Source organism: Marinobacter salexigens, from assembly GCF_018860765.1.
GTDB lineage: Bacteria > Pseudomonadota > Gammaproteobacteria > Pseudomonadales > Oleiphilaceae > Marinobacter > Marinobacter salexigens_A.
Map to the genome: position 1 here is coordinate 115,641 of NZ_JAHKPV010000001.1, position 24,954 is coordinate 140,594.

General features: G+C 53.5%; 20 protein-coding genes. 10 read left to right on the forward strand and 10 right to left on the reverse strand.

What is annotated here, in order from left to right; all coding sequences use genetic code 11:
* Positions 1-136: 136 nt before the first annotated feature.
* On the reverse strand, positions 137-1,018 hold the full coding sequence (speE, locus tag KO508_RS00555; protein ID WP_216006412.1) for a polyamine aminopropyltransferase: 882 nt from the start codon (positions 1,016-1,018) through the stop codon (positions 137-139).
* A 204-nt stretch (positions 1,019-1,222) separates the two neighbouring features.
* On the opposite strand from speE, the gene speA reads away from it, so the two are divergent.
* The 6 genes from speA to KO508_RS00585 all read left to right on the forward strand — a co-directional run bounded on the left by speA (position 1,223) and on the right by KO508_RS00585 (position 9,185).
* On the forward strand, positions 1,223-3,133 hold the full coding sequence (speA, locus tag KO508_RS00560) for a biosynthetic arginine decarboxylase (RefSeq protein WP_216006413.1): 1,911 nt from the start codon (positions 1,223-1,225) through the stop codon (positions 3,131-3,133).
* A gap of 136 nt (positions 3,134-3,269) precedes the next feature.
* The gene (locus tag KO508_RS00565) at positions 3,270-3,869 is read left to right on the forward strand and encodes a sigma-70 family RNA polymerase sigma factor (protein WP_216006414.1); all 600 of its coding nucleotides are present in this window, start codon (positions 3,270-3,272) and stop codon (positions 3,867-3,869) included.
* Complete coding sequence (locus KO508_RS00570; RefSeq protein WP_216006415.1) at positions 3,866-4,504, forward strand: ChrR family anti-sigma-E factor; 639 nt, start codon at positions 3,866-3,868, stop codon at positions 4,502-4,504. The genes KO508_RS00565 and KO508_RS00570 overlap by 4 nt, the downstream gene beginning before the upstream one ends.
* A 149-nt stretch (positions 4,505-4,653) precedes the next feature.
* Positions 4,654-6,276, forward strand: a complete 1,623-nt coding sequence (locus tag KO508_RS00575) for an acyl-CoA dehydrogenase (protein WP_216007271.1) — start codon at positions 4,654-4,656, stop codon at positions 6,274-6,276.
* Between the two features lie 185 nt (positions 6,277-6,461).
* Complete coding sequence (gene tcdA, locus KO508_RS00580; RefSeq protein ID WP_216006416.1) at positions 6,462-7,253, forward strand: tRNA cyclic N6-threonylcarbamoyladenosine(37) synthase TcdA; 792 nt, start codon at positions 6,462-6,464, stop codon at positions 7,251-7,253.
* Positions 7,254-7,274: 21 nt separating this feature from the next.
* Positions 7,275-9,185, forward strand: a complete 1,911-nt coding sequence (locus KO508_RS00585; RefSeq protein ID WP_216006417.1) for a cation:proton antiporter — start codon at positions 7,275-7,277, stop codon at positions 9,183-9,185.
* Positions 9,186-9,195: 10 nt separating this feature from the next.
* On the opposite strand, the gene KO508_RS00590 is transcribed toward KO508_RS00585, so the two are convergent.
* The 4 genes from KO508_RS00590 to KO508_RS00605 form a co-directional block, all read right to left on the reverse strand.
* The gene (locus tag KO508_RS00590) at positions 9,196-10,179 is read right to left on the reverse strand and encodes an NADP-dependent oxidoreductase (protein WP_216006418.1); all 984 of its coding nucleotides are present in this window, start codon (positions 10,177-10,179) and stop codon (positions 9,196-9,198) included.
* A gap of 94 nt (positions 10,180-10,273) precedes the next feature.
* A complete protein-coding gene (locus KO508_RS00595) occupies positions 10,274-10,738 on the reverse strand; it encodes an acyl-CoA thioesterase (protein ID WP_216006419.1) in 465 nt (154 codons plus the stop codon).
* Positions 10,735-11,820, reverse strand: a complete 1,086-nt coding sequence (locus tag KO508_RS00600) for an SMP-30/gluconolactonase/LRE family protein (protein WP_216006420.1) — start codon at positions 11,818-11,820, stop codon at positions 10,735-10,737. The genes KO508_RS00595 and KO508_RS00600 overlap by 4 nt, the downstream gene beginning before the upstream one ends.
* Positions 11,821-11,853: 33 nt before the next feature.
* Positions 11,854-12,657, reverse strand: coding sequence for an alpha/beta fold hydrolase (locus KO508_RS00605; protein ID WP_216006421.1), 804 nt, complete (start codon positions 12,655-12,657; stop codon positions 11,854-11,856).
* 401 nt (positions 12,658-13,058) lie between these two features.
* Between KO508_RS00605 and KO508_RS00610 the strand changes: the two genes are divergently transcribed.
* The 3 genes from KO508_RS00610 to KO508_RS00620 all read left to right on the forward strand — a co-directional run bounded on the left by KO508_RS00610 (position 13,059) and on the right by KO508_RS00620 (position 16,317).
* Positions 13,059-14,108, forward strand: coding sequence for an AraC family transcriptional regulator (locus KO508_RS00610; RefSeq protein ID WP_216006422.1), 1,050 nt, complete (start codon positions 13,059-13,061; stop codon positions 14,106-14,108).
* Positions 14,108-15,538 carry a cardiolipin synthase gene (cls, locus tag KO508_RS00615; RefSeq protein ID WP_216006423.1) on the forward strand — a complete coding sequence of 477 codons (1,431 nt, stop codon included), beginning with the start codon at positions 14,108-14,110 and terminating at the stop codon, positions 15,536-15,538. The genes KO508_RS00610 and cls overlap by 1 nt, the downstream gene beginning before the upstream one ends.
* Positions 15,539-15,633: 95 nt before the next feature.
* A complete protein-coding gene (locus KO508_RS00620) occupies positions 15,634-16,317 on the forward strand; it encodes a GntR family transcriptional regulator (RefSeq protein ID WP_216006424.1) in 684 nt (227 codons plus the stop codon).
* On the opposite strand, the gene KO508_RS00625 is transcribed toward KO508_RS00620, so the two are convergent.
* Positions 16,314-18,398 (reverse strand): patatin-like phospholipase family protein, encoded by a 2,085-nt coding sequence (locus tag KO508_RS00625; protein WP_436836608.1) that lies wholly within the window; start codon positions 18,396-18,398, stop codon positions 16,314-16,316. The two genes, KO508_RS00620 and KO508_RS00625, sit on opposite strands and share 4 nt — an antisense overlap.
* A gap of 169 nt (positions 18,399-18,567) precedes the next feature.
* Entirely contained in the window at positions 18,568-19,161 is a 594-nt protein-coding gene (locus KO508_RS00630; protein WP_216006426.1) for a hypothetical protein, read from the reverse strand.
* A gap of 225 nt (positions 19,162-19,386) precedes the next feature.
* Between KO508_RS00630 and KO508_RS00635 the strand changes: the two genes are divergently transcribed.
* A complete protein-coding gene (locus KO508_RS00635) occupies positions 19,387-19,752 on the forward strand; it encodes a hypothetical protein (RefSeq protein WP_216006427.1) in 366 nt (121 codons plus the stop codon).
* A 41-nt stretch (positions 19,753-19,793) separates the two neighbouring features.
* Here KO508_RS00635 and KO508_RS00640 read toward each other — a convergent pair whose 3' ends face one another.
* The 3 genes from KO508_RS00640 to xerC are packed head-to-tail and all read right to left on the reverse strand — an operon-like array spanning position 19,794 to position 24,952.
* Positions 19,794-22,577 carry an ATP-binding protein gene (locus tag KO508_RS00640; RefSeq protein ID WP_216006428.1) on the reverse strand — a complete coding sequence of 928 codons (2,784 nt, stop codon included), beginning with the start codon at positions 22,575-22,577 and terminating at the stop codon, positions 19,794-19,796.
* 15 nt (positions 22,578-22,592) lie between these two features.
* The gene (locus KO508_RS00645) at positions 22,593-24,029 is read right to left on the reverse strand and encodes a GGDEF domain-containing protein (RefSeq protein WP_216006429.1); all 1,437 of its coding nucleotides are present in this window, start codon (positions 24,027-24,029) and stop codon (positions 22,593-22,595) included.
* The gene (gene xerC / locus KO508_RS00650) at positions 24,029-24,952 is read right to left on the reverse strand and encodes a tyrosine recombinase XerC (protein WP_216006430.1); all 924 of its coding nucleotides are present in this window, start codon (positions 24,950-24,952) and stop codon (positions 24,029-24,031) included. Before xerC ends, KO508_RS00645 begins: the two co-directional genes overlap by 1 nt.
* Between the last annotated feature and the right edge of the window lie 2 nt (positions 24,953-24,954).

Here is a 24,954-nt window from a genome sequence, read left to right on the forward strand (position 1 = left end):
GAAGGCAAAAGATGAGCTGTCGAGCATCAACAAGCGGCTCATCTAACTTGGTAGGCTTAGCAGGCATACATGCCAATTTTACCCAGACATACTGAGGTACCAGCGGGTCTGGATCGTGGAGGACTAATCGCTTGATCTAACCCTCGCCCGGCCGAACCTCGTCTTTCAATGCATCAATCATAAACTGCGGCATAGCCAAGGCACCGTGATGGGTGCCAACGTTATAGTACCGGGTTACGAAGGGTCGGTTGTTTGCATCGTCTTCACGGAAGTACTTTATTGGATTGTCTTTGCTGGCCATGGTGCAACTCCACCAGCCGGTAGGATAAACAGGCTGGGGAAATGGCAGGGTTTGCACGTGATCGAAGCCAGCTTTACGCATGTCTTCGTGAATGTCTTTTATGATGGTGTTGGTGTGCAACAGTGGCGATTCACTCTGCTGCACGATAATTCCGCCCTCACCCAGCGCCAGCATGGCGTCGCGGTAAAAATCTAGCGCGAACAAGCCCTCGGCCGGGCCTACTGGGTCGGTGCTATCAATGATAAGAATATCGATGCTGCCGGGGTCCACTTCCCGCATCCACTGAATGCCGTCACCAAAGAAAAAGTTGGCCCTCGGGTCGTTGTTGGACTCGCACAACTCGGGGAAGTACTCCTCAGACATGCGGGTAACTCGCTCGTCGATTTCAACCTGCCAAGCTTCTTCCACATCGGGATGCTTTAACACTTCTTTCAATGTGCCGCAGTCGCCACCACCAACAATCACAACCTTCTTTGGATTTTTATGAGTAAAAAGCGCGGGGTGCGTCATCATCTCGTGGTAAAGGAAGTTGTCTCGGGTAGTCAACATTACGCAGCCGTCTAGCACCATCAAATTGCCGAAGGTTTCGGTTTCGTAGATGTCCAGCTTCTGAAACGGCGTTTGCTCTTCATGCAGTTTCTTTTTTACCTGCAGGGAAAATGCCGTCCCCTGATCCTGAAAAATCTCGGTAAACCAATGGTCGTTCAGCGTTGTCATGATGCTCTCCTGAGAAATCTAGGTGCTATGCCCAAAAGGCGTATTGTAGAGGTGCCAAGCAAACAGCCAAAGCCTTTGTTGGCAATTGTTGCGGTTTGCTGCAATCAACATTCTTCAAGCCTTTCAGGTGCCAAGATCAAGCCCTACAATACCAGCCATTGAGTCGGCCTGCCCGACCCCAGCTTTTCCAGAAGGACAGCAGCCATGAGCAACACCAACACCTCCCCGGCCCACAAGATTTACAACATTACGCAATGGAGCGATGGCTACATTGGCGTTAACCCGGAGGGTGAAGTTGTTATCCGGCCAAACCGTGGCAAGAGCGAAGCTGAGATCAATTTGCCGGAACTCACCCGATCACTGGTGGAATCCGGGCTTCAGCTGCCTGTGCTAGTCCGCTTTACGGACATCCTTCATGATCGGGTGAACAAACTGTGCAACGCGTTTAACAAAGTGGCCGCAGAGCATAGCTATAAAGGGCAATACACGGCTGTCTACCCCATTAAGGTAAACCAACAGCGCCGGGTAGTTGAAGAATTGATCGCAGCAGAGCCTGCAGCCAGTAATAAGCAAATCGGTTTAGAGGCTGGCAGCAAACCGGAGCTAATGGCGGTGCTCGCTCTGGCCAAGCAGTCGGGCTCGGTCATCGTTTGCAACGGGTACAAGGATAGGGAGTACATCCGGCTGGCGCTGATTGGCCAAAAGTTAGGCCACAGAGTGTTTATTGTGGTGGAAAAGCAGTCTGAGTTGCCGCTTATCCTTGAGGAAGCTAAAAAGCTGGAGGTTTCTCCGCTGATTGGTGTACGAGTTCGTCTTGCCACCATCGGCAAGGGTAACTGGCAGAATACCGGCGGTGAAAAATCCAAGTTTGGATTATCGGCCAGTCAGGTTTTGGATGTGGTGAGTACCCTACGCAAAGCCAATTCACTGGACACGCTTCAGCTTCTGCACTTTCATCTTGGTTCGCAGATCGCGAATATTCGCGATATTCAGACCGGTTTGCGGGAGTGCGCGCGTTTTTACAGCGAGCTGCGCCAGATGGGTGCCCCGGTGAATACGGTTGATATCGGTGGCGGCCTTGGCGTTGATTACGAGGGCACGCGTTCTCGTAGCGCCTGCTCGATGAACTACAGCATGCATGAATATGCCTATAATGTAGTGCACGTATTACAAGCTGAATGCGATCGCTACGAGCTTCCGCACCCAGACCTGATCAGCGAATCCGGCCGAGCGCTGACGGCACACCACTCAGTGTTGGTAACGAATGTGATTGACCACGAGGAGCCGGAAGAACGCCCGACCAAGCAACCCAAGCAAAATGCACCAGCCCCACTACAAGATCTATGGCGCGATCTGGAAAGTCTGGAAGACCCTGAATCCCCGCGCTCGTTAGCCGAAATCTACCACGATGTGTTGCACGCCATGGCTGATGTACACGGCCAATTTGCCCATGGAACGCTCTCTCTGCAGGAGCGCGCGAATTCAGAGTTACTCTATATTCGCTGCTGCCGCTTACTGCAGACCCAACTCGACAAAAACAGCCGGGCTCACCGTGAAATCATTGATGAGCTGAATGAAAAACTAGCCGCCAAGTTGTTCGTCAATTTCTCGCTCTTCCAATCGTTGCCTGACGTTTGGGGTATTGACCAGATATTCCCGGTCATGCCCGTGAACGGCCTGAACCGCCCACTGACCCGGCGCGCAGTGATTCAAGATATAACCTGCGATTCAGACGGTCGCATCGACCGTTACGTAGATGGTCAAGGCACGGAAACTACGTTACCACTGCCAGAAGAAGTGCCCGGCGAACCCTTACTGATGGGCTTTTTCATGACCGGAGCCTATCAAGAGATTTTGGGCGACATGCACAACCTGTTTGGTGACACCCACTCGGTGGATGTGCGCCTGAACAGCACCGGAGGCTACGATACCAGCGCCCCCATCATTGGCGACACGGTTGCTCATGTACTCAGGTATGTTAATTTCGAGCCCAAGACTCTACTGAAAGCCTACCGCAACAAATTTACAGCAAGCAGTTTGCCAGAAAGCATACAAACAAACCTTCTGGAAGAACTGACCGCTGGGCTTGAGGGTTACACCTACCTCGAAGAATAACCTAGAACTTTCTTTGTTGGCCGGCTGATCCGCACTGACCAAGCGCCCGTAAGTAACAGAACTGACAAACTCGGGGCGAGTGCATAGAATGAACAAGGTAACGAATATAAATCATGCGATTGTCAAGGAGCGTCCGGTGACCACACTGGATCAAAAGCCAGCACGTGCCGAGGGCCGAAAGGACCCTTGGAGCCAGTTGTTGGTGAAGGTGGGTAAAGACCAGGATCGCCAAGCCTATCATTCTTTATTTGAGCACTTTGCGCCGCAACTCAAGTACTACGCCATGGCGAATGGTATGGCCAGTCATGCGGAAGAGCTTGTTCAGGAAGTGTTTGTTTCGATCTGGCGCCGGGCCTGCTTGTACGACTGGCAAAAAGCCGCAGCTTCTACTTGGATTTTCACCATTGCACGTAACCAGCGCATCGATATGCTGCGCAAAATGCGTCGCACCAGCGCCGAAATGCCGGTGGAAACTGAAGATTTATGGCAAATTCCCGGTGAAGACGACAATCAACCGATAACGTCACTACACCGTCTTATGTCTGAACGCCGAGTGCGGGAATCTCTGAGCCAGTTGCCAGAAGATCAGATTACAGTAATTGCAAAGGTGTACATGGAACAAAAGTCCCACCAAATGGTGGCTGACGAATTAAACATTCCACTCGGTACGGTGAAAAGCCGGGTACGCCTTGCACTGAGCAAATTGAAAGTGATTTTGCAGGATCAGAACGTATGACACGGCATCATCCTGATAGCCTAACCCTGATGGAGTACAGTGCGGGCAACTTGAGCGAGCCTCACGCCCTGTGCATTCGCCTCCATCTCGACAAATGCAGCCATTGCCGCAGCCGGGTCGACACGCTCGATAGTCTAGGCGCTGTAATGATGGAGCAGCAGCCAAAAGTCAGCGTTTCCGAGACTATGTTTGACGATATTCTTGCAAAAATAGACAGCGTTCCTGCGCTAGAACAGCCAACAAAAGCAGTGCCGAAAATTAGCCTACTGCAAAAACTGCTGGGTGAAGATATCAACAACTTACCTTGGAAGCGGCAGCTAGGCGATGTCAGCGTGCTGGATATTACTGAAAAGTTTCCGGGCCAGAAGGAGCAGGTTGTTCTGCAAAAACTGGTAGCGGGAGGCAAGGCACCGGCTCACACCCATCGCGGAACGGAAACAACCGTAGTGTTGCAAGGTGCCTTTTCCGATCAGAAAGGTGTATTTAACCAGTGGGACTTTGTAGTTTTGACCGACCAAGACGAACACAAACCTGTCGCTGTGGGCTGTGAAGACTGCATCACGCTTTCTGTATTAAGCGCCCCGGTCAAGCTGACCGGAACGTTCACCCGAATGCTGAATCCTTTTATACGCTGAGTTTGCTTGCCGATTGCTGCCTGTTACTAAGGCAGCGATGCCCCAACCCATCGCACGATACAGCCGCTATCCTTCGGCGTTAGCCTTTCTATAACTGACTGTGACTGCGCAGAGACTCAGGTGCTGTCAATGGGTCGCGACAAAGCCCGATTACTATCGTTGTCTCGTCTGATATCTCGTCCGATTCCGCATCGCGGGCCAAACATGCCGCCGATGCCACACCGGATCTTATTTCTGCAGTGATAGATGAAGCGGGAAAACTGGCGGCGGAAGTCATTCAGCCAACCAACCAAAATGGCGACCGTGAGGGCTGTCACTACAATCCGGACACTCACGAAGTGAAAACGCCGGAGGGCTTCAAAGAGGCTTACAAGAAGTTTGTTGAAGGTGGCTGGACAGCGTTGGACGCGCCCTTGGAATTCGGCGGGCAAGGTCTACCCCATACTTTGAAGTTTGTCGTGGATGAAATGGTGTGCTCCACCAACCTGTCGCTTGGCATGTACCCGGGACTGACCCACGGTGCAATCAGCGCACTACATGCCCACGGTTCCAATGAGCTCAAACAAACGTATTTGGAAAAACTGGTTTCCGGTGAATGGACCGGCACCATGTGCCTCACTGAACCCCAGTGTGGTACAGATTTGGGCATGATTCGCACCCGCGCCACGCCAAATGACGACGGCAGCTACGCCATTGAAGGCACAAAAATCTGGATTACTGGCGGTGAACACGACCTGACCGACAACATTGTGCATCTGGTATTGGCCAAATTACCCGGCGCGCCAAACACCACAAAAGGTATTTCCCTGTTTATCGTTCCCAAGTTTCTTTCGGAATCCGGTGAGCGCAACCCCGCGTTCTGCGGCGGCTTAGAGCACAAAATGGGTATCAAAGGTTCTGCCACCTGCGTTATGAACTTCGAAGGTGCTAAAGGCTGGCTGGTAGGTGAGGCCAACGACGGTATGCGTTCCATGTTCACCATGATGAACGAAGCCCGCTTGATGGTTGGAATGCAAGGTCTTGGCCTTGCCGAGATGGCCTATCAGGAGAGCCTTGCGTTTGCCAAGGAGCGCCTACAAAGCCGCTCCTTAAGCGGGCCGAAGAACCCGAACGGCCCCGCCGATCCCATCATTGTACACCCGGATGTACGCCGCATGTTGATGCGCCAGAAGGTTCTGAACGAAGGCATGCGCGCGCTCGCATTGTTCACCGGGCATCAACTGGACCTCTCGGTTGCCCATCCGGACGAATCCGCACGTGCATCGGCTGATGATTTGGTGCAGCTACTCACGCCCGTGGTCAAAGCATTCCTGACCGATGAAGGCGCCAACAATGCCAACACCGGCCTGCAAGTACTTGGTGGCTCCGGCTTCACCACCGACTGGCCACTGGAACAGCTGGTTCGTGACGGTCGTATCGCCCGCATCTACGAAGGCACAAACGGCATTCAAGCAATGGATCTGGTAGGCAGAAAACTGAGCCTAAAAGGCGGACAGCTTGTGCGCACTCTCTTTAGAGTGCTCTCCGGCTACCTGAAAGGCAACCCGGAAGCGCCTCATCGAGAAGAACTAAAGGGCGCCATGGGTGCGCTAGAGAAAGCGACCATGTGGCTGGCAACCGGAGAAGGCAACAAGCCTCTGCTGGAAAGCAAGCTCGTGTCTGCCCGCTTCTATTTTGAAAAGCTGCTACCGGAAATTCATTGGCTACTGAGCGACATCGTCAGCGGAAAGGACAGTATGATGGATATGGGAGATGACCACTGGGCTGCCTGAGCCTTAACAGAAATGGTCATGAAACCGGGTGCGGCTCCGCAACATCGCAGCTCGTACCCGAGCAACACCTTTAAAGCTGCGCTCTGCGTGGCTTTTTACAGGCATTTTCTGTCTGATCCGGCACTGGGGTATAATCGCGCCTTTGATTTTCTCCGGTCTTGTGTCCGGATCCAAACGGAGATTCCATGAACGCCGACGATTATGCCTTCCGCTTTGGCGGCATAGAACGGCTGTACGGGCGCCGCGCCCTGCATGCTTTTCGCGATTCCCATATTGCTGTCATCGGTCTGGGTGGCGTTGGTTCATGGGCAGCGGAAGCGCTGGCGCGGAGCGGCATTGGCACCATTACGCTGATTGATATGGATGATATTTGCGTGTCCAACACCAACCGCCAGCTGCATGCTATCGAAGGCCAATACGGACGCACCAAAACCGATGCCATGGCAGATCGACTCAGAGCCATAAATCCCCATGCAGATATCCGGACTCATTTCGGTTTTCTCACGCTGAAAAATCTCACGGAGCTGGTCACACCGGATATAACAGCCGTGGTTGATGCCATCGACAGCGTAAAACCAAAAGCGGCCCTGATTGCCCACTGCCAACGGGCAAAGATCCCCATCGTTTGTGCTGGAGGTGCGGGCGGCCAAATGGACCCCACCAAGATTCTGGTAGCGGATCTCAGCAAAACCACCCAAGACCCTTTGTTAGCCAAGGTTCGCAACCTTCTGCGCAGAGAGCACGGTTTCTCACGCAATCCCAAGCGACGCTTCGGCGTTGAGGCCGTATACTCAACAGAGCAGCTCACGTACCCTGCCGAAGATGGCGAAGTTTGCCTGCAAAAGCCCGCAACCGCTGGCCCCTCGCGGCTTGATTGCGCATCAGGCTTTGGCGCCGCCTGCCCGGTAACGGCCAGCTTTGGACTGTTCGCAGCCTCTCGGCTGTTAAATCGCATTGCAAAACGCACCAACCGATAACCACACGAGTATTAAACGTTTATGCCAGCCAGCACAGTCCTGATTCTCGCCAGCATTGGTGTCCTCTCACTGTCGTTTCAGTGGCTTGCTTGGCGCATGCGTGTGCCCGCGATTCTATTTCTATTGGCAGGCGGCATTTTGGTGGGCCCAGTACTGGGGTTTCTGAAACCAGACGAGGTCTTCGGCGACTTGCTGTTCCCGCTGGTGTCTTTGGCCGTTGCGGTCATTCTGTTTGAAGGTAGCCTAACTCTGCGCTTTGACGAGATTCGTGGACACGGCAAAATGGCCCGCAATCTGATACCCGCCGGCTCCGTTGTTACCGGCATTATCGGCACATTGGCGGCACACTGGGTTCTGGATATCTCTTGGGCAGTGGCTCTACTCTTCGGTGCTATCTCCATAGTCACGGGCCCCACAGTTATCGCACCCTTGCTGCGTTCTGTGCGCCCAAGCGCAAAACTGGCCAACATTCTGCGCTGGGAAGGCATCATTATAGACCCGGTAGGCGCCTTGCTGGCCGTTTTGGTGTTTGAGGGCATTGTGTCTTGGGGGCAAGGCAATGTTTTCGGCCATTCTCTATATATTTTTGGCAAAACCCTACTGATCGGCTTTGTTACTGGCGCTGTAGCCGGCTATTTGAACGGTTTGGTGCTACGCAAACACCTTATGCCGCAGTACCTGCACAACGCCGCCACACTCACCTTCATGCTAGGTGTTTATGCCCTGTCCAATGAAATGGCTCACGAATCCGGCCTGCTTACCGTAACGGTTATGGGCATTTGGATGGCCAACATGAAACAGGTATCTGTCGACAGCATTCTTGAATTCAAGGAATCCCTAAGCGTACTGCTGATTTCAGCGCTGTTTATTATTCTGGCGGCACGAGTGGAATTCGCCGCTATTGCTGATTTGGGCTGGGGCTTAGCAGTGGTGCTGGTGGTTTTGATGCTGGTCGCCCGGCCGCTAAGCGTATTTCTTTCCGCCATAGGCACAGACCTAAACTGGCGGGAGAAAGTGTTTTTAAGCTGGATTGCCCCCAGAGGCATTGTTGCTGCGGCGGTTTCCGCACTTTTCGCATTCCAGCTCCAAAATCTGGGTTACGAAAGTGCTTCTGCCCTTGTGCCCATGGTGTTCGTACTCATTATTGCGACAGTGACCCTGCAAAGCCTAACCGCACGGCCTATTGCCCGATTATTAAAAGTCACCGAACCGGCGGAGTATGGCTTCCTGATTTTGGGTGCGAATCCCGTTGCCCGCATGATTGCGCAAGCACTCAAAAAGCATGAAGTACCCGTTGCCTTAACGGACACCAACTGGGAAAACGTGCGCCAGGCACGAATGGACAACTTGAAAGTGTACTTTGGCAATCCGGTTTCCGAGCACGCTTCAACCCACCTTGACCTGACAGGGATTGGTAACCTGCTGGTTATCTCCCCTTACAAACACATGAACTCGCTGGCGACTTACCACTTTTTGGATTGGTTCGGCGACACCAGTGTATTTAGCCTTTCGGAAGGCGATCAAGATCAAAAAGCACGGCACCAAACGGCCGGAAAAATACAGATGACCCGAGGCGTTTTTGACGGCGTAAGCTATGCCAAACTTGCCAGCTTGGCCAGCCAGGGGTATTCAATAAAAACCACCCAGCTCAGCGAAGAATATGGCTACAATGACTTTTTGGAGACATACCAAGGCCAAGCTATAGTGCTGTTTGTGTTTGACAGCAAGAGCCGAATCAACCCAGTCCACAGTATGGACAACCTGAAACCGGATGACGACTGGATACTGATCAGCCTAGTGCCACCCCAAAACCGTAAAGAGCGAAAAAACAAGGAAAGTAATGGAGAGGGGGCAGAGCCTTCGGCCATGGGGAAAGAAACCTCAGCCACCGGCAAAGGTCCCTCTCCCGAAAGCTCCTCACCAAGAAGCTAAAAACTGAGGGCTAGCTGCAATCCAGAACCAGCTTACCCCGCACATGCCCACCTTCGAGCAGTTCGTGGGCTTGTGCCACCTGATCCAGCGTAAACGCTTTCTCAATGTGTACCTTCACATCGCCATCTTCAATCAGCTCCGCAATTTCTTCAAGATGGAAGACATCCGGGCGAACTGTCATACCGTGAGCCCTTAAACCCTGTGTTTCGGCAGCACTGACCACCTCATCGGCAGTAACCGTAGGAATGGTTACCAGCATGCCGCTGTCTCCCAAGGTGCGCAGTGAACGTTTACCCGTATCACCGCCGACCAAGTCCAGCACCACATCCAGCCCAAAACACTCTTCCGCAAAATCTGTGGTGTTGTAATCAATGACCTCATGAACCCCTAGCTCGGCAAGGAAGTCGCGGTTACCGGCAGAGGCCGTTGCAATAACATGGGCCCCCCGCGCCAGAGCAAACTGCACAGCAAGGTGGCCAACCCCGCCAGCACCAGCATGCACAAGGATTTTCTGGCCAGCTTCAAGCTCGGCTACTTCAAACAAGGCCTGCCAAGCTGTGAGTGCCGCCAGCGGTAAAGCGCCCGCAGTTACCAAATCAAGTTCCTCGGGAACTACGGCCAACTCGTCTGCAGCTGTCAGCGCATACTCTGCATAGCCCCCGCCATTCAGCGGAAAACCAACCAATCCCATCACCCGGTCTCCCGGCACCAAAGTGGTTACGCCGTCTCCAATGGCAACCACCTCTCCAGCCACATCGTAGCCTGGCGTCCATGGCAAGGCGTTTTCAATCTGCTGCGCCACAAACCCGAAGCCGTTGCGGGTTTTCCAGTCAATCGGGTTGAGCCCAGCACCGTGAACACGAATCAGTACCTCGCCTTCTTGTGGTGAAGGAATGTCCGAGCTCGCAACTTCCAAAACATCGCGTTCACCAAACTGGTTATAGACCACTTTTTTCATAGACAATTCCGAGTTCCGGTCAATGGGCGTATCCATGGGTATCTCCGAGAAGGGACGCTGATTAGCAACTGTTTGGTGTTGGGGCTTCTATTCTTTCTTCAGGTTACCAGAAAGCGCCTGTAATAGTGACTTACAGACCTTTTCCTCCGGGCACACAAGCCGCCTTCATGATATCGGCAAATTCTTTTGGTGCGCGGGAGGGCCGCTGGGTTTTCAAGTCCACACAGGCGTGGGTTGATACCGCCCTAACTAGAGTTTTTCCATCTTTAGGGCGCACCAGCTGGAATTGTCTGGCTGAACGGAAGCGACCGTCAAAACCGGTAAGCCAGGTACCCATCACCAGCCGATCCCCGGGGTTTGCAGCCGCAAGATAATCAATCTCTGTACGGGTGATCGCGAAGGCTTTGCCTGTGGCTTCATTCAGCTCCCAAGTCATGCCCAAGCTCTTGACGTGCGCCCAACTGATGTCTTCCAGCCAGCGCACATACACAACGTTGTTGGCATGCCCCAGCTCATCGGTATCTTCTTCAACCACCAAAATTTCAAGGGTAAAAGGGCCAGGTAGATCCCACTGTATTGGTTGTTGTTCGGTCATTTTTGCTCCTCAAGGCCCGAGATAGCCTGCAAGGCTATCCGCCCGATACGATCATTGTGCAAAGAGCCAAAGTACAGGTGCCCACCGTGCGGGTTAACCGAGGTAATTTCCTGCAAATGCTCTCCCTGCGTGTCGTGCAGACTGGTGATTACCGCTCCGTCGCTATCAAACGCTATGGCTAAACCGTACTCTTGTGGCGCAGGCTGGAAGCTCTTAGGTAATTTAGCGACCAACTCTTTGAGCCAGGGTTTTGGGTGCAAGGTATCAATACTTGCATTACGAAGCGTGGGAAAGGCCACCCAGTACCGGCCTTTTTTATCCACCGCCAAATTGTCGGGAAAGCCCGGCAGGTTATCCACGAAAATTTCCGCTTGCCCAGCTTTCGGTCCGTTTATCCAATAGCGCTGAATGCGGTATTTCCAGGTTTCATTAACCAGCACATAATCGCCGCTAGGTGCCACTGCAACGCCGTTGGCAAAATGCAGGCCGCTGAGCAAAACCTCGGTTTCACCTGTTTTTGGAGAATAGCGCAAGAGGCGGCCGTGGGGCCGCATTTCCAGCAAATCGAGCTGGTAATCCGGTTGGTAGAAACGTGAGCTGGCATCACTGAAATAGATCCGGCCATCAGCGGCAATATCAAGATCGTCGGTAAACCGGAAAGGAACGCCCTCTGCCTCACTGGCCAGTACCGTCGTTTCGCCTTCCGGGGTAATTGATATCAGCCCTTTCCAGGCGTCGGCAACAATAAGGTTGCCACTCTGGTCAAACATCATGCCTAGAGGGCGACCTCCGGTGGACAGCCAGTTTTCAACCCGGCCGTCCGGGTATACCCGCACAATGTACCCATCTTGGGTGCCCGCAAAAACCACACCATCGGAGTTAACCGTTGTGTCTTCCGGCCCATACACCTGCCCTTTTGCAAGCAGTTCTGCTTGGCGCAATTGCTCGTTCGGAGCCAACAACCCCGTCATGGCTTTCGGGCTCGGTGGCAGCCAGGCGCTGGCATCAATAGGGGATGGCGCCATAAAAAAACCGCCTAACACAATAAACAAAACCAGAAATCCGCCCGTCAACCACTTCATACGCTCAACCCGCTTGCTTGTTATTTTGAGTACTTATTCGGCATTTTGCCCGGTGAGAAACTGCTGACACAGAGCAACGAAGGTATCCGTTTCTTCGGCATGCAGCCAATGTCCAGTACCCTCAATAACTTGAATCTGGGCTTTCGGGAACAATCGGTTGATCTCTGCCTTGTGTTTTTCTTGGATGTAAGCTGAGTCAGCCCCTTTCAAGAACAGCACCGGGCCATTGTACGGCGCATCCGCAACCGGTGCGGCGGCCAGGTTGGCATAGCAGTCATCAATGGCTTTCAAGTTCAAACGCCAACGGTACACCGGGCCATCCTTTGATTGGGTTTCGTTCGGAATCCGTTCGAGGTTCATGAGCAAGAATTGCCGAACACCAGGCGTCTCCACAAACTCTGCCAGCTGCTTATCGGCATCACGACGGGAACGAACACTAGCGAGATCAACTTGCATCATGCCCTCTAGAATAGCGTCGTGGTGCGCGTTGTAGGTCACCGGGGAGATATCGGCAACAATAAGCTTTTCAACCCGCTCTGGAGCTTGCAATGCGACCTGCATCGCAACCTTGCCGCCCATTGAGTGCCCCAGCAGGCAGGCCTTGTCGAGTCCCTGTTTGTCCATATACTCAAGCACATCTCCCGCCATGCTTGGGTAATCCATAGCATCCGCGTGGAAAGAGCTACCATGATTACGCAGATCCAAGGCGTGCACCTGCCATTGAGTATGGAACTGCCGGGCGATAGCGCCCAAATTTTCTTGGGCACCAAACAAACCGTGCAGCAGGATCAGTGGGGCACCTTCTCCGGTAATTCTGTGATTCAGCATTTCACTCATGCGCGGGCCGTCTCCGTCAGGATTCATGTTATTAACGATGCCGATACATTAACACTGCCAGTCAAACGAGCAAGGGGAGGACAGTAAACGACCACTTTTTACGGCCCAAAAAAAACCGGGCATTGCCCGGCTAAATTGGTCATAGTCTTCTTCACTGCGGCTTTTAGCAGTAGTAGATATCGCCTAGATATTCTGCCAATGCCATTACGTTTTTACGCTCAAGCTCGGTTTGGGGTACAAAAATTTCGTTGCTCATCAAACACCTCCTGGTGCGTTTTCCATTACTTCAACCTGTGGGTTAAATGCTATCGTTGTACAAAACAGAAACCGTTGACAGACTGTCCCACTCGTTTGACATTTTGTATCAGCATCCATGACAACTCGTTAATGGGCCAGCTAACGTGACATCTGCACCTACGGACAACACAACAGCACCTCTCATTGCAGCATCGAGCACTCTTGCACTGGTGCACTACCTGAAGCGTCAGGGTGTTCTGGACAGGCGGCGGGTTGAACAGCTCACTGGCGTAGGCATTTCGGCACTTGAGGACCCCGACCTGCGCGTACCTGCCCATGCCCACTACGAGCTTTGGGATCACGCCGAAAAAGTGACCGGCGACCCGGCGATAGGCCTGAACGCGGGTCAGGTTATTGATCCAGACCGTATGGGGCTGGTCGGTCACGTTTTTTTCAATTGCGACACGCTTGGCGAAGCCGTAACCCAGTACGTGCGCTTGCACCGGCTGATCAACGAATCGGTCACCCTGAGCTTCGAGCAAACAGGTGATCAAGCTATTTTGACCTGGCAGGCGGACTCTCTGGAGCACTACTGCCGTCAGGATATGGACCGCACTTTGGCTGCCGCTTTGTGTAGAACCCGGCACTTTATCTATCCGGGGATACACGCTGAATGGGTAGAAGTTGCCCATGCGCGCCCGGACTATGCCGATAAGTATGAAAAGCTGCTAGGAGGGCCGGTGGCCTTCGGGGCCGCCGCAACACGTCTTGCATTCGACAGCCGCCACATGAGCCATCCGATTCCGCATCGCAACCCTTATGTGTATTCAGCGGTTTTGAAGCAGGTCAACGGCCTGCTGGCTCGCCTGCAAACCCGGCGCTCATTCGGCCGCAAGATCCGCCGGCTGATATCGCGCCAAATGTCGACCGACAAGATCGATGCGGACACTCTTGCCCGACAATGCCACATGAGCCGTCAAACCCTGTACCGAAGGCTCAAAAAAGAGGGCCTGAGCTTTCACGGGCTTGTGGAACACGTACGTAAAGACAAAGCCCTGCGCTATGTTGCGTCTGATCGCTACGCTCTGGGGGAAATCGCCTTTCTTTTGGGATTCTCCGAATTGAGCGCGTTCAGTCGGGCTTTCAAGCGCTGGACCGGCACGGCTCCTGCCCAGTATCGAGCACAGCATCTTAATCGGGAAGCGGATGAATAATGCCTGACACCTCACTAGTGGCCATAGCGATCAGCCTACTTTATTTGGGCTCGGTGGCCTGTATCTATCGCATTCTTCTGACCTATCGCACAACCCAAGGCGCTATCGCTTGGATTATCGGCTTGCTTGGCCTGCCGTATTTGGCCGTACCTATGTTCCTTGTCTTCGGCCGTTCGCGCTTTGGTGGCTATGTAAAGGCGCGGCGAATGGGGGACCAAGCTCTAACGGCCTTGCTTAACCGGTTTGAGCGGCAGACCACCTCCCTATCCATGCTACAACAACAACACCTTGATAGGCCGCTGCAAGTGCTTTGTAAGCTCGGCCGCCAGCCCTTCACAGAGGGTAACCGATGTGATCTGTTAAAAGATGGCGAGGCCACGTTCGACGCCCTGATTAAAGCGATGGAAAACGCAACGTCTTATATCCTTCTTGAGTTTTATATCGTCCGTTCAGACAAAATTGGTCAACGTATCAAAACCACACTTGAGAAAAAGCTCTCGGAAGGCGTGCAGGTATGGTTTTTGTATGATGACGTGGGCAGTTTCGGTCTGCCACGCGCCTACTTGAAAGAGCTCGCAAAAGCCGGTGCCAAGGTTGCTTCATTTGGCGACGGCAACATCCGGCGGCGCCGCTTTCAGATCAATTTCCGCAATCACCGGAAACTGTTGGTCTGCGATGGCAAGATCGGTTTTGTTGGGGGCATTAATCTGGGCAATGAGTATCTGGGCACCGTTATGGACCAAGAGCCTTGGCGAGATACCCATTGCCGCATAGAAGGCCCTGCGGTGATCGGGTTGCAACTGGCTTGGCTGGAGGACTGGAACTGGGCCAGTAACGAGTTCCCCAATCTAGATTGGTCGCCGAAGGAGAAGATGCCGGGCGACGAGCAGGTTTTGGTACTACCCACAGGCCCGGCGGACACTTGGGAAACCTGCACTTTATTTTTTCTGAGCTGCATCAACAACGCTCAATCCCGCATTTGGATTGCGTCGCCGTATTTTGTTCCAGACGTGCAGATTGTGAATGCTCTGCAATTAGCCGCGCTTCGGGGAGTGGACGTGCGAATCATGATTCCCGAAAAGTCAGACAATCTGTTCGTTGGCCTTGCAGCCTATTCCTATCTAGTCCAAGCCAGTCAGGCGGGCATTGGTATTTATCGGTATCAACCTGGCTTTATGCATCAGAAAGTCATCTTGGTTGATGACCACTATGCCGCTGTCGGCACCGCGAATTTGGACAACCGCTCCATGCGCCTAAACTTCGAGATTATCGCCATCAACACCTCGACAACTTTTGTGACCGAAGTGGACGCCATGCTCACAAAAGACCTAGCCCACTGCCGCAGAATGACGGAAGAAGACTATCAGGATCGCTCCATCATGTTCCGCCTGACATGTCGCGCAGTTCGCCTGCTTGCTCCTTTGTTATAGTCGGGCTTTTAGCTTCTCAGACACTGGCTCCATAATGGTTGAATATGCGACTATTCTCTCTACATTCTCTCAATCAAGCCTAGTGAACCTCGCCCATGAAGGCCTTCGAACCCAAAGTAACACTCACCGAACAAGTAGCCCGCCACATCGAGAATCAAATCGTTTTCGGCCAGTTCGGGTCAGGTGAACGTATTTACGAAGGCACAATGGCAAAGCAGCTGGAAGTTAGCAACGGCTCCATTCGGGAAGGTTTATTGTTACTCGAAAAGCGTCATTTAGTGAAGAACGTGCCGCGAAAAGGCGCCTTCGTTACAGAACTGGACGACTTTTTTGTGCGCAGCCTCTACGAAACGCTGGAGCTGTACCTGTCCCACACTGGGCGAAAACTGGCCCGACAGTGGCAACCAGAGGACTTGGACCGGATGGAGCGGCTTTATGAGCAGATGGAAGATCACTTCCATAATAATAATCTGATGGAGTTTTTTGCACTAGGTGTTGAATACACTAAGGCCTCCCTCGCCTACGCCAATAATTATTTTATTACCGCAGCAATTGAAGACCTATGGCCCTCGGCCAGACGCTGCGCCTTCGTCGCTTTTAAGCGCGGTGGCAAGCGAGTGTTGGAAGACAATCTTGCACACATGCGCGAATCCATCAGCGCACTTCGAGACAGGGATGAAGAAAGGCTGGCTTCGATACTCCACCACTACGCCATTCAGCAGTGTCAGCAGGTTTGTGAAGCTACAACAGCGCTCAGTTCGCTTGCTGAAACGCCTTAATAAAACAGCTGGGTAAACGAGAAACCGATATTTAGATAAGCCGTCCACTTGTCCTCATTGTTGTAGGCAGTTGCTAGCTGTACTGGGCCCAAGAAGGTGTCCACTCCGGCAAAGGCACTCCAGGACTTTACTGAACTGTGCCATCCTGCATCACTCAGTGATTCCCAAGCATTACCAGCCTCTAACCCCATGCCTGCGAACCAAGGCGTAATAGGCCCTCCAAACACTTGGCGGGCGTAAACAGATGCCATCCCCGCACTGTCGCCCGTGATCTGTCCGGGCGCATACGCGGATAGCCGCCGAAAGCCCCCAAGCCGTATTCTGTTTTCAATACCTGGATCGCCCCGGGTCACCGTATGGGCATAGAGCAGCCCCGTCAGGGTAAACTTTCTCCAACTACCTGTGCCCAAAGCCATAGCTGTTACAGCATCAAAGTGTCGGTCTGACCCTAAATCTTCGCGCTCCGCACGACCCCGAACTCCGGCAAAAGCACCACTACGGGGAAAGAACGCATCATCCAGAGAATCGTGCACCAACTGCAGGCTAACGCCGCCCTGATGCACCGCTTCTCTGGGCGCTACTGCTACGCCAACCTGTTTATCCACCGTGGCGTATCCGCGAGTGTAGGTTAAGCGTGTTTCAGCGTTACCACCCAGTTCCATCCCCAAACCAAGATCAAAATGCCGGAAGGTAACATCAAGCTCAGCAACACGCGCGCCTTCAGGGTCGTAAACACTGATGGTGTCCCGAGAGTATTCGGCTCCAGCCACCATAAAACGCTCATAACCATAATCAAGCGGTTGATACCACTGGGTGCGAATACGCGGCTCGGTACCAAGCTGCAAGCCCGTTTGCCACTCTCCCCCCAGAGCATTCAATTCAGTCACACGCAGGGAAGAGGTAAGATTGAAGCGGGTATCACCATCGAAGTTATCCTCGTAGTTGAGCCCGAAAGACAAATAGTTAGGCCCCCAGCTTTTTTCCTGCGCTTTGATAACTAACTGTGTTCCGTCAGCTGACGGGGACTGGGTGTAGGACACGGTTTCATAATAGCCAAGCCCGTAGATCCGTTTGAGATCCGCTTCCAAGACTTCTACATTTAAAGGCTCGCCGGTTTCCTGGCGTATACGCTCTCTAAGAAAGGCCCCACTCAGGCGACGGCCATATTCAACGTCAATACTTGCAACCACACCCTCTGCACCAAGGTTTGCAGAAGCCAATCGCGACCTGTATGCCTGCCACACCTCACTTGGTACAGTCAGTGGGCGTAGTTCCACTGCATGCTCCCGGGCTCCGGCGGCTCCCAGCTCAAACAACGCTGGCGCATCATAGAAGTCTGCTGAGCCGTAGTCTTTTAAATCCGGACGGATGAGGACATCTTTCTCGCCAAGCAAATCGAGCTGCTGGTCGGTATTGCGTCGGGTCATGATGGTGGTGAGTTGGCGAAACACCGAAAAAGCTTCTTGCAGCTCATCCGAGCTTACCAAGGCATCGGTAATATCAACGGCAATGATAATGTCTGCGCCCATTTCACGGGCGACACTCACGGGTAAATTATTCGCGATGCCGCCGTCTACCAGCAAGCGGCCCTCAAGGTTGACCGGGGCGTAAACGCCGGGAATGCTCATACTTGCCCGCACCGCGGTAGCAAGATTACCCTTACTAAGCACCACTATATCACCGGTTTCCAAATCGGTTGCCACCGCTCGGAAGGGTATAGGCAAACGGTCAAAGTCCTCGACCAGAGCAACATTATGGGTAAGCCCGTTGAGGATAAAGCCAAGGTTTTGTCCGGCGATGATACCTGCGCCCAGATGTAAACCGTCCAGACTAACGCCAAGGCCCGGCGTAACGGGAAAGCGCCACTCTACTTGTTTCCGGCGGACAGGCTTGTATGCCCGGCCGGGGTCATCCCGAAAGCTCGATAACCAGTCCAAATCAATAAAGCGCTGCTCAATTTCCGCGACCGACATACCCGAGGCATAGAGTGCACCCACCGCCGAACCAGCACTGGTACCCACCACCAAATCCACCGGGATATTCATTTCTTCCAGCACGCGAAGCACGCCTACATGGGCCATGCCTTTTGCACCACCACCGCTAAGCACGAGACCAACCCGAGGGCGATCATCGCCAGATGTGTCGCTAGCAGCTGTCGCGAGTGTTTCTGGGGCCGCTAAAATCAAATAGGTGAGTAATACTAACGAGAGCCACTTCAAAACCTAACAAATCCTGTGCACTCCGCGCTCATTATTTCTTTGACTCGTCATCTGCCAATGAAAGGTGCGACACATCCGGTACCATGGGTGGTGGCAAGTCCCGCTCGACGCCGATATCGCTGCCGGCAGGAGCCAGTGTCCAGTCGTCAAGATGTTGAAACATGGGCGGCTCCGCTTCCTCAGGTTCCACCAGAGTCACACCTACCGGGTCGAGCCCAAGCGCCGACCTGGCAAGAATCTCATCGACTTTTTCTCCCGCTACCGGCAAGCGATCACCCGGTTCAACACTCGGGGTGTTGGAGCTAGGCTGCGAACTTGCAGGTTGGGAGGCCGTTTTTACGGCACTGGGTGCGGTGCCAGTGGGCTCGGGGGCAGGCGCCGGCTTTTCCGGCGGCTGGCTGCCCGGCATTGGCTGAACATAGGCAACCATGCCGTGCTTGTTCAGCACCAGTCGATATTTTTCGGCCTGTTCTTCATCAAGCTTGTTGCGGATCACCACCGGACTGCCGCTGAACATGCGCTCTATCTGTTCAACACTGGCCTTGAACAAGGCGCGGGCATTGTTTCGCGCGGTGGTCATATCTGTGTCAGGGGCGCACTCGCCCTTGAATACGAGCTGAAACATGGGCAAGTCTCCTGCCGTCAGTTTTGGTTTCATAATAGTTGATAGGCGACTTTCATGGGAGCCCTTTGCAATCGAGTCAAAACCCCTAATGCATGCAAACTGCAAACAATTGAAAAAAACGGACCTAATACCACGCAATAAGCGACAGTTTTTGCAATAATCCCCGTAACGAAAAATTACAATCCGTTACAAGCATCCGGAACTTTATTCGGGGAGCAAGCCTACATGAACATCAAGAGCCTGGCCCACACCGTAACATTTGCAGCTGTACTTGCTACTCAAACTGCCCACGCGGAGAATCTGGATATCGTGATGAGCCAGGTGTTCCCGAAGGATCAGGCAACCTACATTGGCTACGAGAGTGTTGAGCGTGAAGATATTCCCGTGACCTCTGCCGTAGACCGCAAGTATCTCATCGTCGACTTCCGCCTTACGGCCAACCAGCAGGCATCGGAACAGCTTCAAGCCAGCGTTCACAAAGTCTGTATGGCTTTGTTAAAAGACCGCGAACTGATCCGCAACCTGTCTGACTCCGGCTACGATATGGTTTCTGTGGCCTTTGACCGCCGCTCCCAGTTTGATTGCCTTTAGGCGTTTGTGCCAGCTCTGAATTATGGAAGCGCCAGTTCAACTCATTCTTCACGGCCCAACAATTTAGGAAACATATCCAGCGCGCTGTTAACCGAATCGAGATTGAACGCCTCAACGTCCACCAGCAACTTCTCACCAAAACGCGTTACTGACCGAGAGCGATAACGCTCCCCCCACGCCAACACGCGGCGGGCAAAATCTCTCATTTCTTCCGGATCACCACTTTCCCGCACAGCCTCCCACTCGTCACCAAAATCTGCCGTCAGCTGCTCTCGCAACCAGCCGCGCTCTTGAATACTCAGTGTCTGTGCCAACAAGCGTTCGGATTCCTTGGTTTCACCTTCATCTTCAGCCTGCTCACCGGTCGATTGAACGTTGGGCAACGTAAGCGTAAAAACAGATCCGCTATTCGGCTCACTTTCTACTTCCAATTCGCCCCCCATCATCCGGGCCAGCTTACGACTGATGGCGAGGCCTAGCCCTGTACCACCATAACGGCGAGTGTTCTGCCCTTCCTGTTGCTCGAAAGCGTCAAAAATACGGTCACGTTGGTCGGGAGAGATCCCGATACCTGAGTCATTTACTTTGACCGTGAGCTGGTAATTTTGGTGTTCTGGCGCTTCCCCGGATTCATCTTCAACCGGTTCGACGGTTGCCCGCACCGACACGCCGCCTTCGTGGGTGAACTTAATAGCGTTACCCACGAGGTTGAACAATACCTGCCGAAAACGGGTTTCATCCAGCATCATTGCCACCGGCATGTTGGAGCCAACGCTTACTTCCAGAGTGATGCCTTGTTCCCGTGCACGCAGATCAAAAATATGCCGAACATCATCCAGCAGTCTACGCACGGATACCGGCGAATAGTCCAGTCGCATTTTGCCAGCTTCAATTCGGGAGAGATCAAGAATATCGTTGATCAACATCAGTAGGCTGCGGCTCCCGGCCCGGATGGCGTCCAAGTAGTTACGCTGTTGGGGGTCAGTCACACTGTTGCTGAGCAAATCACTGTAGCCGATGACCGCATTCATGGGTGTTCGGATCTCGTGGGACATGTTGGCGAGAAACTCACTCTTGGTGCGGCTTGCAGCTTCTGCCTCCCGGGCTAAGCGCTCCGCCTCCAGTTTAGCGGCCCTCAATTCATCTTCGCTCCGGCGCAAAGCGTTTTCAGAACGAATTCGCTCGTCCACCTCCCGCGACAGTTTGCGGTTCCAGTAAAGAAAGATCAGCACCACCACAATGGCGATCAGAACAACTCGCCGCACCACGGTGTAGTCTGCTTCCTGTTCAATATCGAGGTGAATCCACCGATTGTAGATGGCCTCTGTGTCGGTAGGCTTCAGGCTGCCCAGAGCCTTGTTAAGAATGCGATGCAGTTCTGGGCTGTCTTTAGAGACCGCTAGCCGCAGGTCATATTGGTAGGGTGTAATGCTGGTAATTCGAAGATTGGAAAGACCAAGCCTGGCTACGGTATAGCTGACTGCCGGAATATGGGTCACCATGACATCAAGGTCGCCATTAGACAGCGCTAACAGCCCATCCTCAACCGTTGCCACAGGATAAAGGTCCAGATTTGGATGGTTAATCAACAGATAGTCGTGTGCCGCATGGCGGTTTACCACACCCACGCGCTCACTCCTCAGTTCCCGCAAATCTCCGATAAAGCGCCCGTCATCCCGGATAGCCAAAGCAATTGGCACGTTCACATAGGCTCGAGTAAAGAGAAACGACTCTTGGGTTCGCGGTGTGCGGGACAAGCCAGGCAGAATATCCACGTCTCCGGAAACCAGCGCCTGCTCTGCGGTCACCCGGTCTTCCAGTATTTTCCTTTCAAACCTGACACCCAACTGGCTCTCAAGGCGCGCAACCAGATCCGGCACAAGGCCCGTGGGGCGGCCGTCCTGTGCGTACTCGAACGGTGGCCAGTCGGAGCGATAAGCGACTGAAAGTTCAGGGTGGCGTTTAAGCCAATCAACATCAGAAGCTGACAGTTCAACCCCGCTCTGCTCCAACGCAGAAAGATCCACCTGTAGCCAAGACTGCCGAATAACCCGGTGCTCGTTGTGGGTGATGGCCCCTACAGTCTGATCCAGCACTCGGAACAAAGAGCCATTGCTTTCATCCACCTGAAACACCACATCGACAGATTTCTGATCAAGCAGCAACGAGAGACCAATGCCGTTTATCATGGCTGATTGTAGGTAATCCGACACCACTGGCACCGGCCCGAGAAAGGCATCGGCTTGACCCGACAACACACGGCTAACGGCTTCACCAAGGCTCTGTACCGGCACTGGTGTAAAACTCTCGACAGAATCAAGCATGTCATACTGGTTGGGGTCGCCCTCTACAACCGCTATGCGACCATTCTCAAGGTCTGCCAATGAACGGATTGCGGCATCGCCTGCACTGACAAACAGGCCATAGGTAAGTGTCATTAATGGGCTGGTGAACCGGATGCCATTCGGCACAGGTGTTCCCGGAATTCTTGTAGTTAGCAAAGCATCGATGTTGGGCTGCGCAAGCTGTGGTTCGGCATTATCGCCGGTGCTCGCTACTACTGGCTCAATTGGTAGGCCGAGCTTGCTGGAGAGGCGGGCAAGGTAGTCAATATAGGTCCCTGCAAGGTCGCCGTTGCCGGTGTCGAAAACGAGAGGCACTTGCTCGGCGCGCACACCAATTCGGAGTATTTCCTGTTCGCCGACCCAGCTCAGGTCTTCATTGCCCAATACCGGCGCAGGTGATGTCTGGGGCGGGTCTGCCTGTGCCGCAGGCTGGCAGGTTAGAAGCAGCCAGAAAGCTAAAATAAAAGGGGTGACCTTCACGGGATATCCTCAGATCTAACCGATCTTAATACAGTTCCGGCCATTGTCCTTGGCAACATAGAGTGCCTTGTCGGCTCTATCAAAGACCGATTCCTCAGTGTCATCGGGGTTGAAGGCCGCCAAGCCGCTAGAGAAGGTGATGGTTACAGGCTCGCCGCCAAAGTGGAACGGCAGCGCGCTGACATGGGCACGCAGCTTGTCCAGTACTGCGCGAGCATCTTCAGCGTGTGTTTCCGGGAAAAGCAGTGCAAACTCTTCGCCACCAAAGCGCGCAACGAAATCCGTTTCGCGCAACCGCTTTTTGATTTCTCTAGCCACCAGTTGGAGCACCCTATCGCCAGCTTTGTGTCCATAGGAGTCGTTCACACGTTTGAACAAATCGATATCCAAAACCCCAATGGTTAGTGGATACTGATAACGCCTCCAGCGATTGAATTCAAAAGACAGGCGCTCTTGCCAGGCTTCACGATTGGGCAGCTGTGTAAGCAGATCGGTAATGGCTCGCGCACGTTCCTTTTTTACCTGCCCCTGCATTTGTTCAGAGTGTGCTTCCATGGCCGCCATTTTTTCCTGCATAGCCGCGAGCTGTTCAGACAACACTTTTTCCCGTTCCGTTTCTTCAACCCGGAAACGTCCGACGGCTTGACCAATAGACTCTAAGTGGCTAGTGACAGACTGTTTTAGCTCGTTAAGGTCGCCACCTGCTTCAATGTGCCGCCCAACCTGCTCGATCTCATCACGGATATTGCGGTCCAAGGTTTCGGCTGCCGCCTGACGGCTAGACTGCGCCGATGATTGCTGGAAAAAATGCTCCTGCAAGGACTCAAGTCGCTCATCAAGGCGCTTGAGAAAGGCTTCAAACTCGCGCTGACTGCGGGTTACAGCGGCCACAATCAAGTCTGCCACCTGATTCAACCCGTCCCGTAATTCATCCCAGTTGCCGCTCGAAAGCAGTGCTTTTTGAAGGTTTCGCGCCCGCGACTCCGCACTCGAGTCCAGAGAAACCTGACTGAGCAGTTGCCCAAGTAGGTGGCCCACACGCCGGGCGATTCGCAGCCGCTGGCTCTGATCTTCAATACCGGGGGCCGGCTCAAGCGGACCTGTCTCGCTCGCCTTCTCACTTACAGCGCTTTCGCCTTCAACCATCGCCACAGAGGGCTTATGGGAATGACTAGCTGCCGCAGCGGGCATCTCGTCCAACAAAGCGATCTGGTGATCTATTTGCTCCTGCAATTGCCGCCAGCTATCCACCTCAACTTTGCCTTTGCGCAGGTCAGACCTTATTAGATCAAGCAAACGATCCAACTCGGGTGTTTGGCCTGCAGACGCAAGACTGGTGCGCACCAGCATACGCTCCAGAATATTGCGCTCAGCTTTCCAATGTTCTTCCCTCTGCTCTGCAGATTCAAGTTCCTGAAAGTACTTGTCCTTCCAGGTCTGATCCGATGACATCAAGTAGTTCCTTCTTGTCCGGCGTTCTGGTCGTCGTAGTCACGCGAATTGCGTCGACGCGCTCTGGGGTGGCTCTGGTCGTAAACCCGGGCCAAATGCTGGAAATCAAGATGAGTATAGACCTGAGTTGTAGCAATGTCCGCATGACCCAGCAATTCCTGAACCGCTCGTAAATCACCACTGGATTCAAGCATGTGGCTGGCAAAGGAGTGTCGGAGCATATGTGGGTGGAGTTTCTGGTCTGCACCTTTTACAACGCCCCAGCGGCTCAGACGGGCCTGAATACTGCGATGACTGATGCGATCGCCCCGGCGGCTTACAAATAGGGCGGGTTCAGCTTCCGGGGCAAGGCCTGCGCGAAAGGGCAACCACTGAGCTATAGCTTCCAGCGCTTTTCGTCCAACAGGGAGCAGCCGTGTTTTGCCGCCTTTCCCGACAACCCTCGCTTCGCCACCAATGCAATCAACGGCATTGACATCCAAGCTGGCCAGTTCCGCCAAGCGCAGGCCCGAAGAATACATCAACTCAAACATGCACCGGTCGCGAACTTCCAAAGGGTCGTCCGGTGCGGCATCCAGAAGAGAATTGAGCTGATCGACGTCGGCCACACTGGGCAAACGCCGGCTGCTTTTCGGCGCACGAATGTCGAGGGCGGGGTTGTCTGTGGCTAGGCGTTCCCGCAACAAATATTGGTAAAAACGTCGTATGGCGGACAGGTGCCGGGCAATGCTGCGACCACTCAACCCCGCACGGCTAAGGTTGGCTACATAACGGCGCAGATCGTAACCGCTAACGTTGCGCCACTCGGGGTTGCCCTGCTCCACAAGCCAGATGGCCAACCGCTGCAGGTCGCGCTGATAGCTGTCACAGGTTCGGGGCGAATGGCGCTTCTCGGATGCAAGGTGTCGTATAAAGGCGATCATGC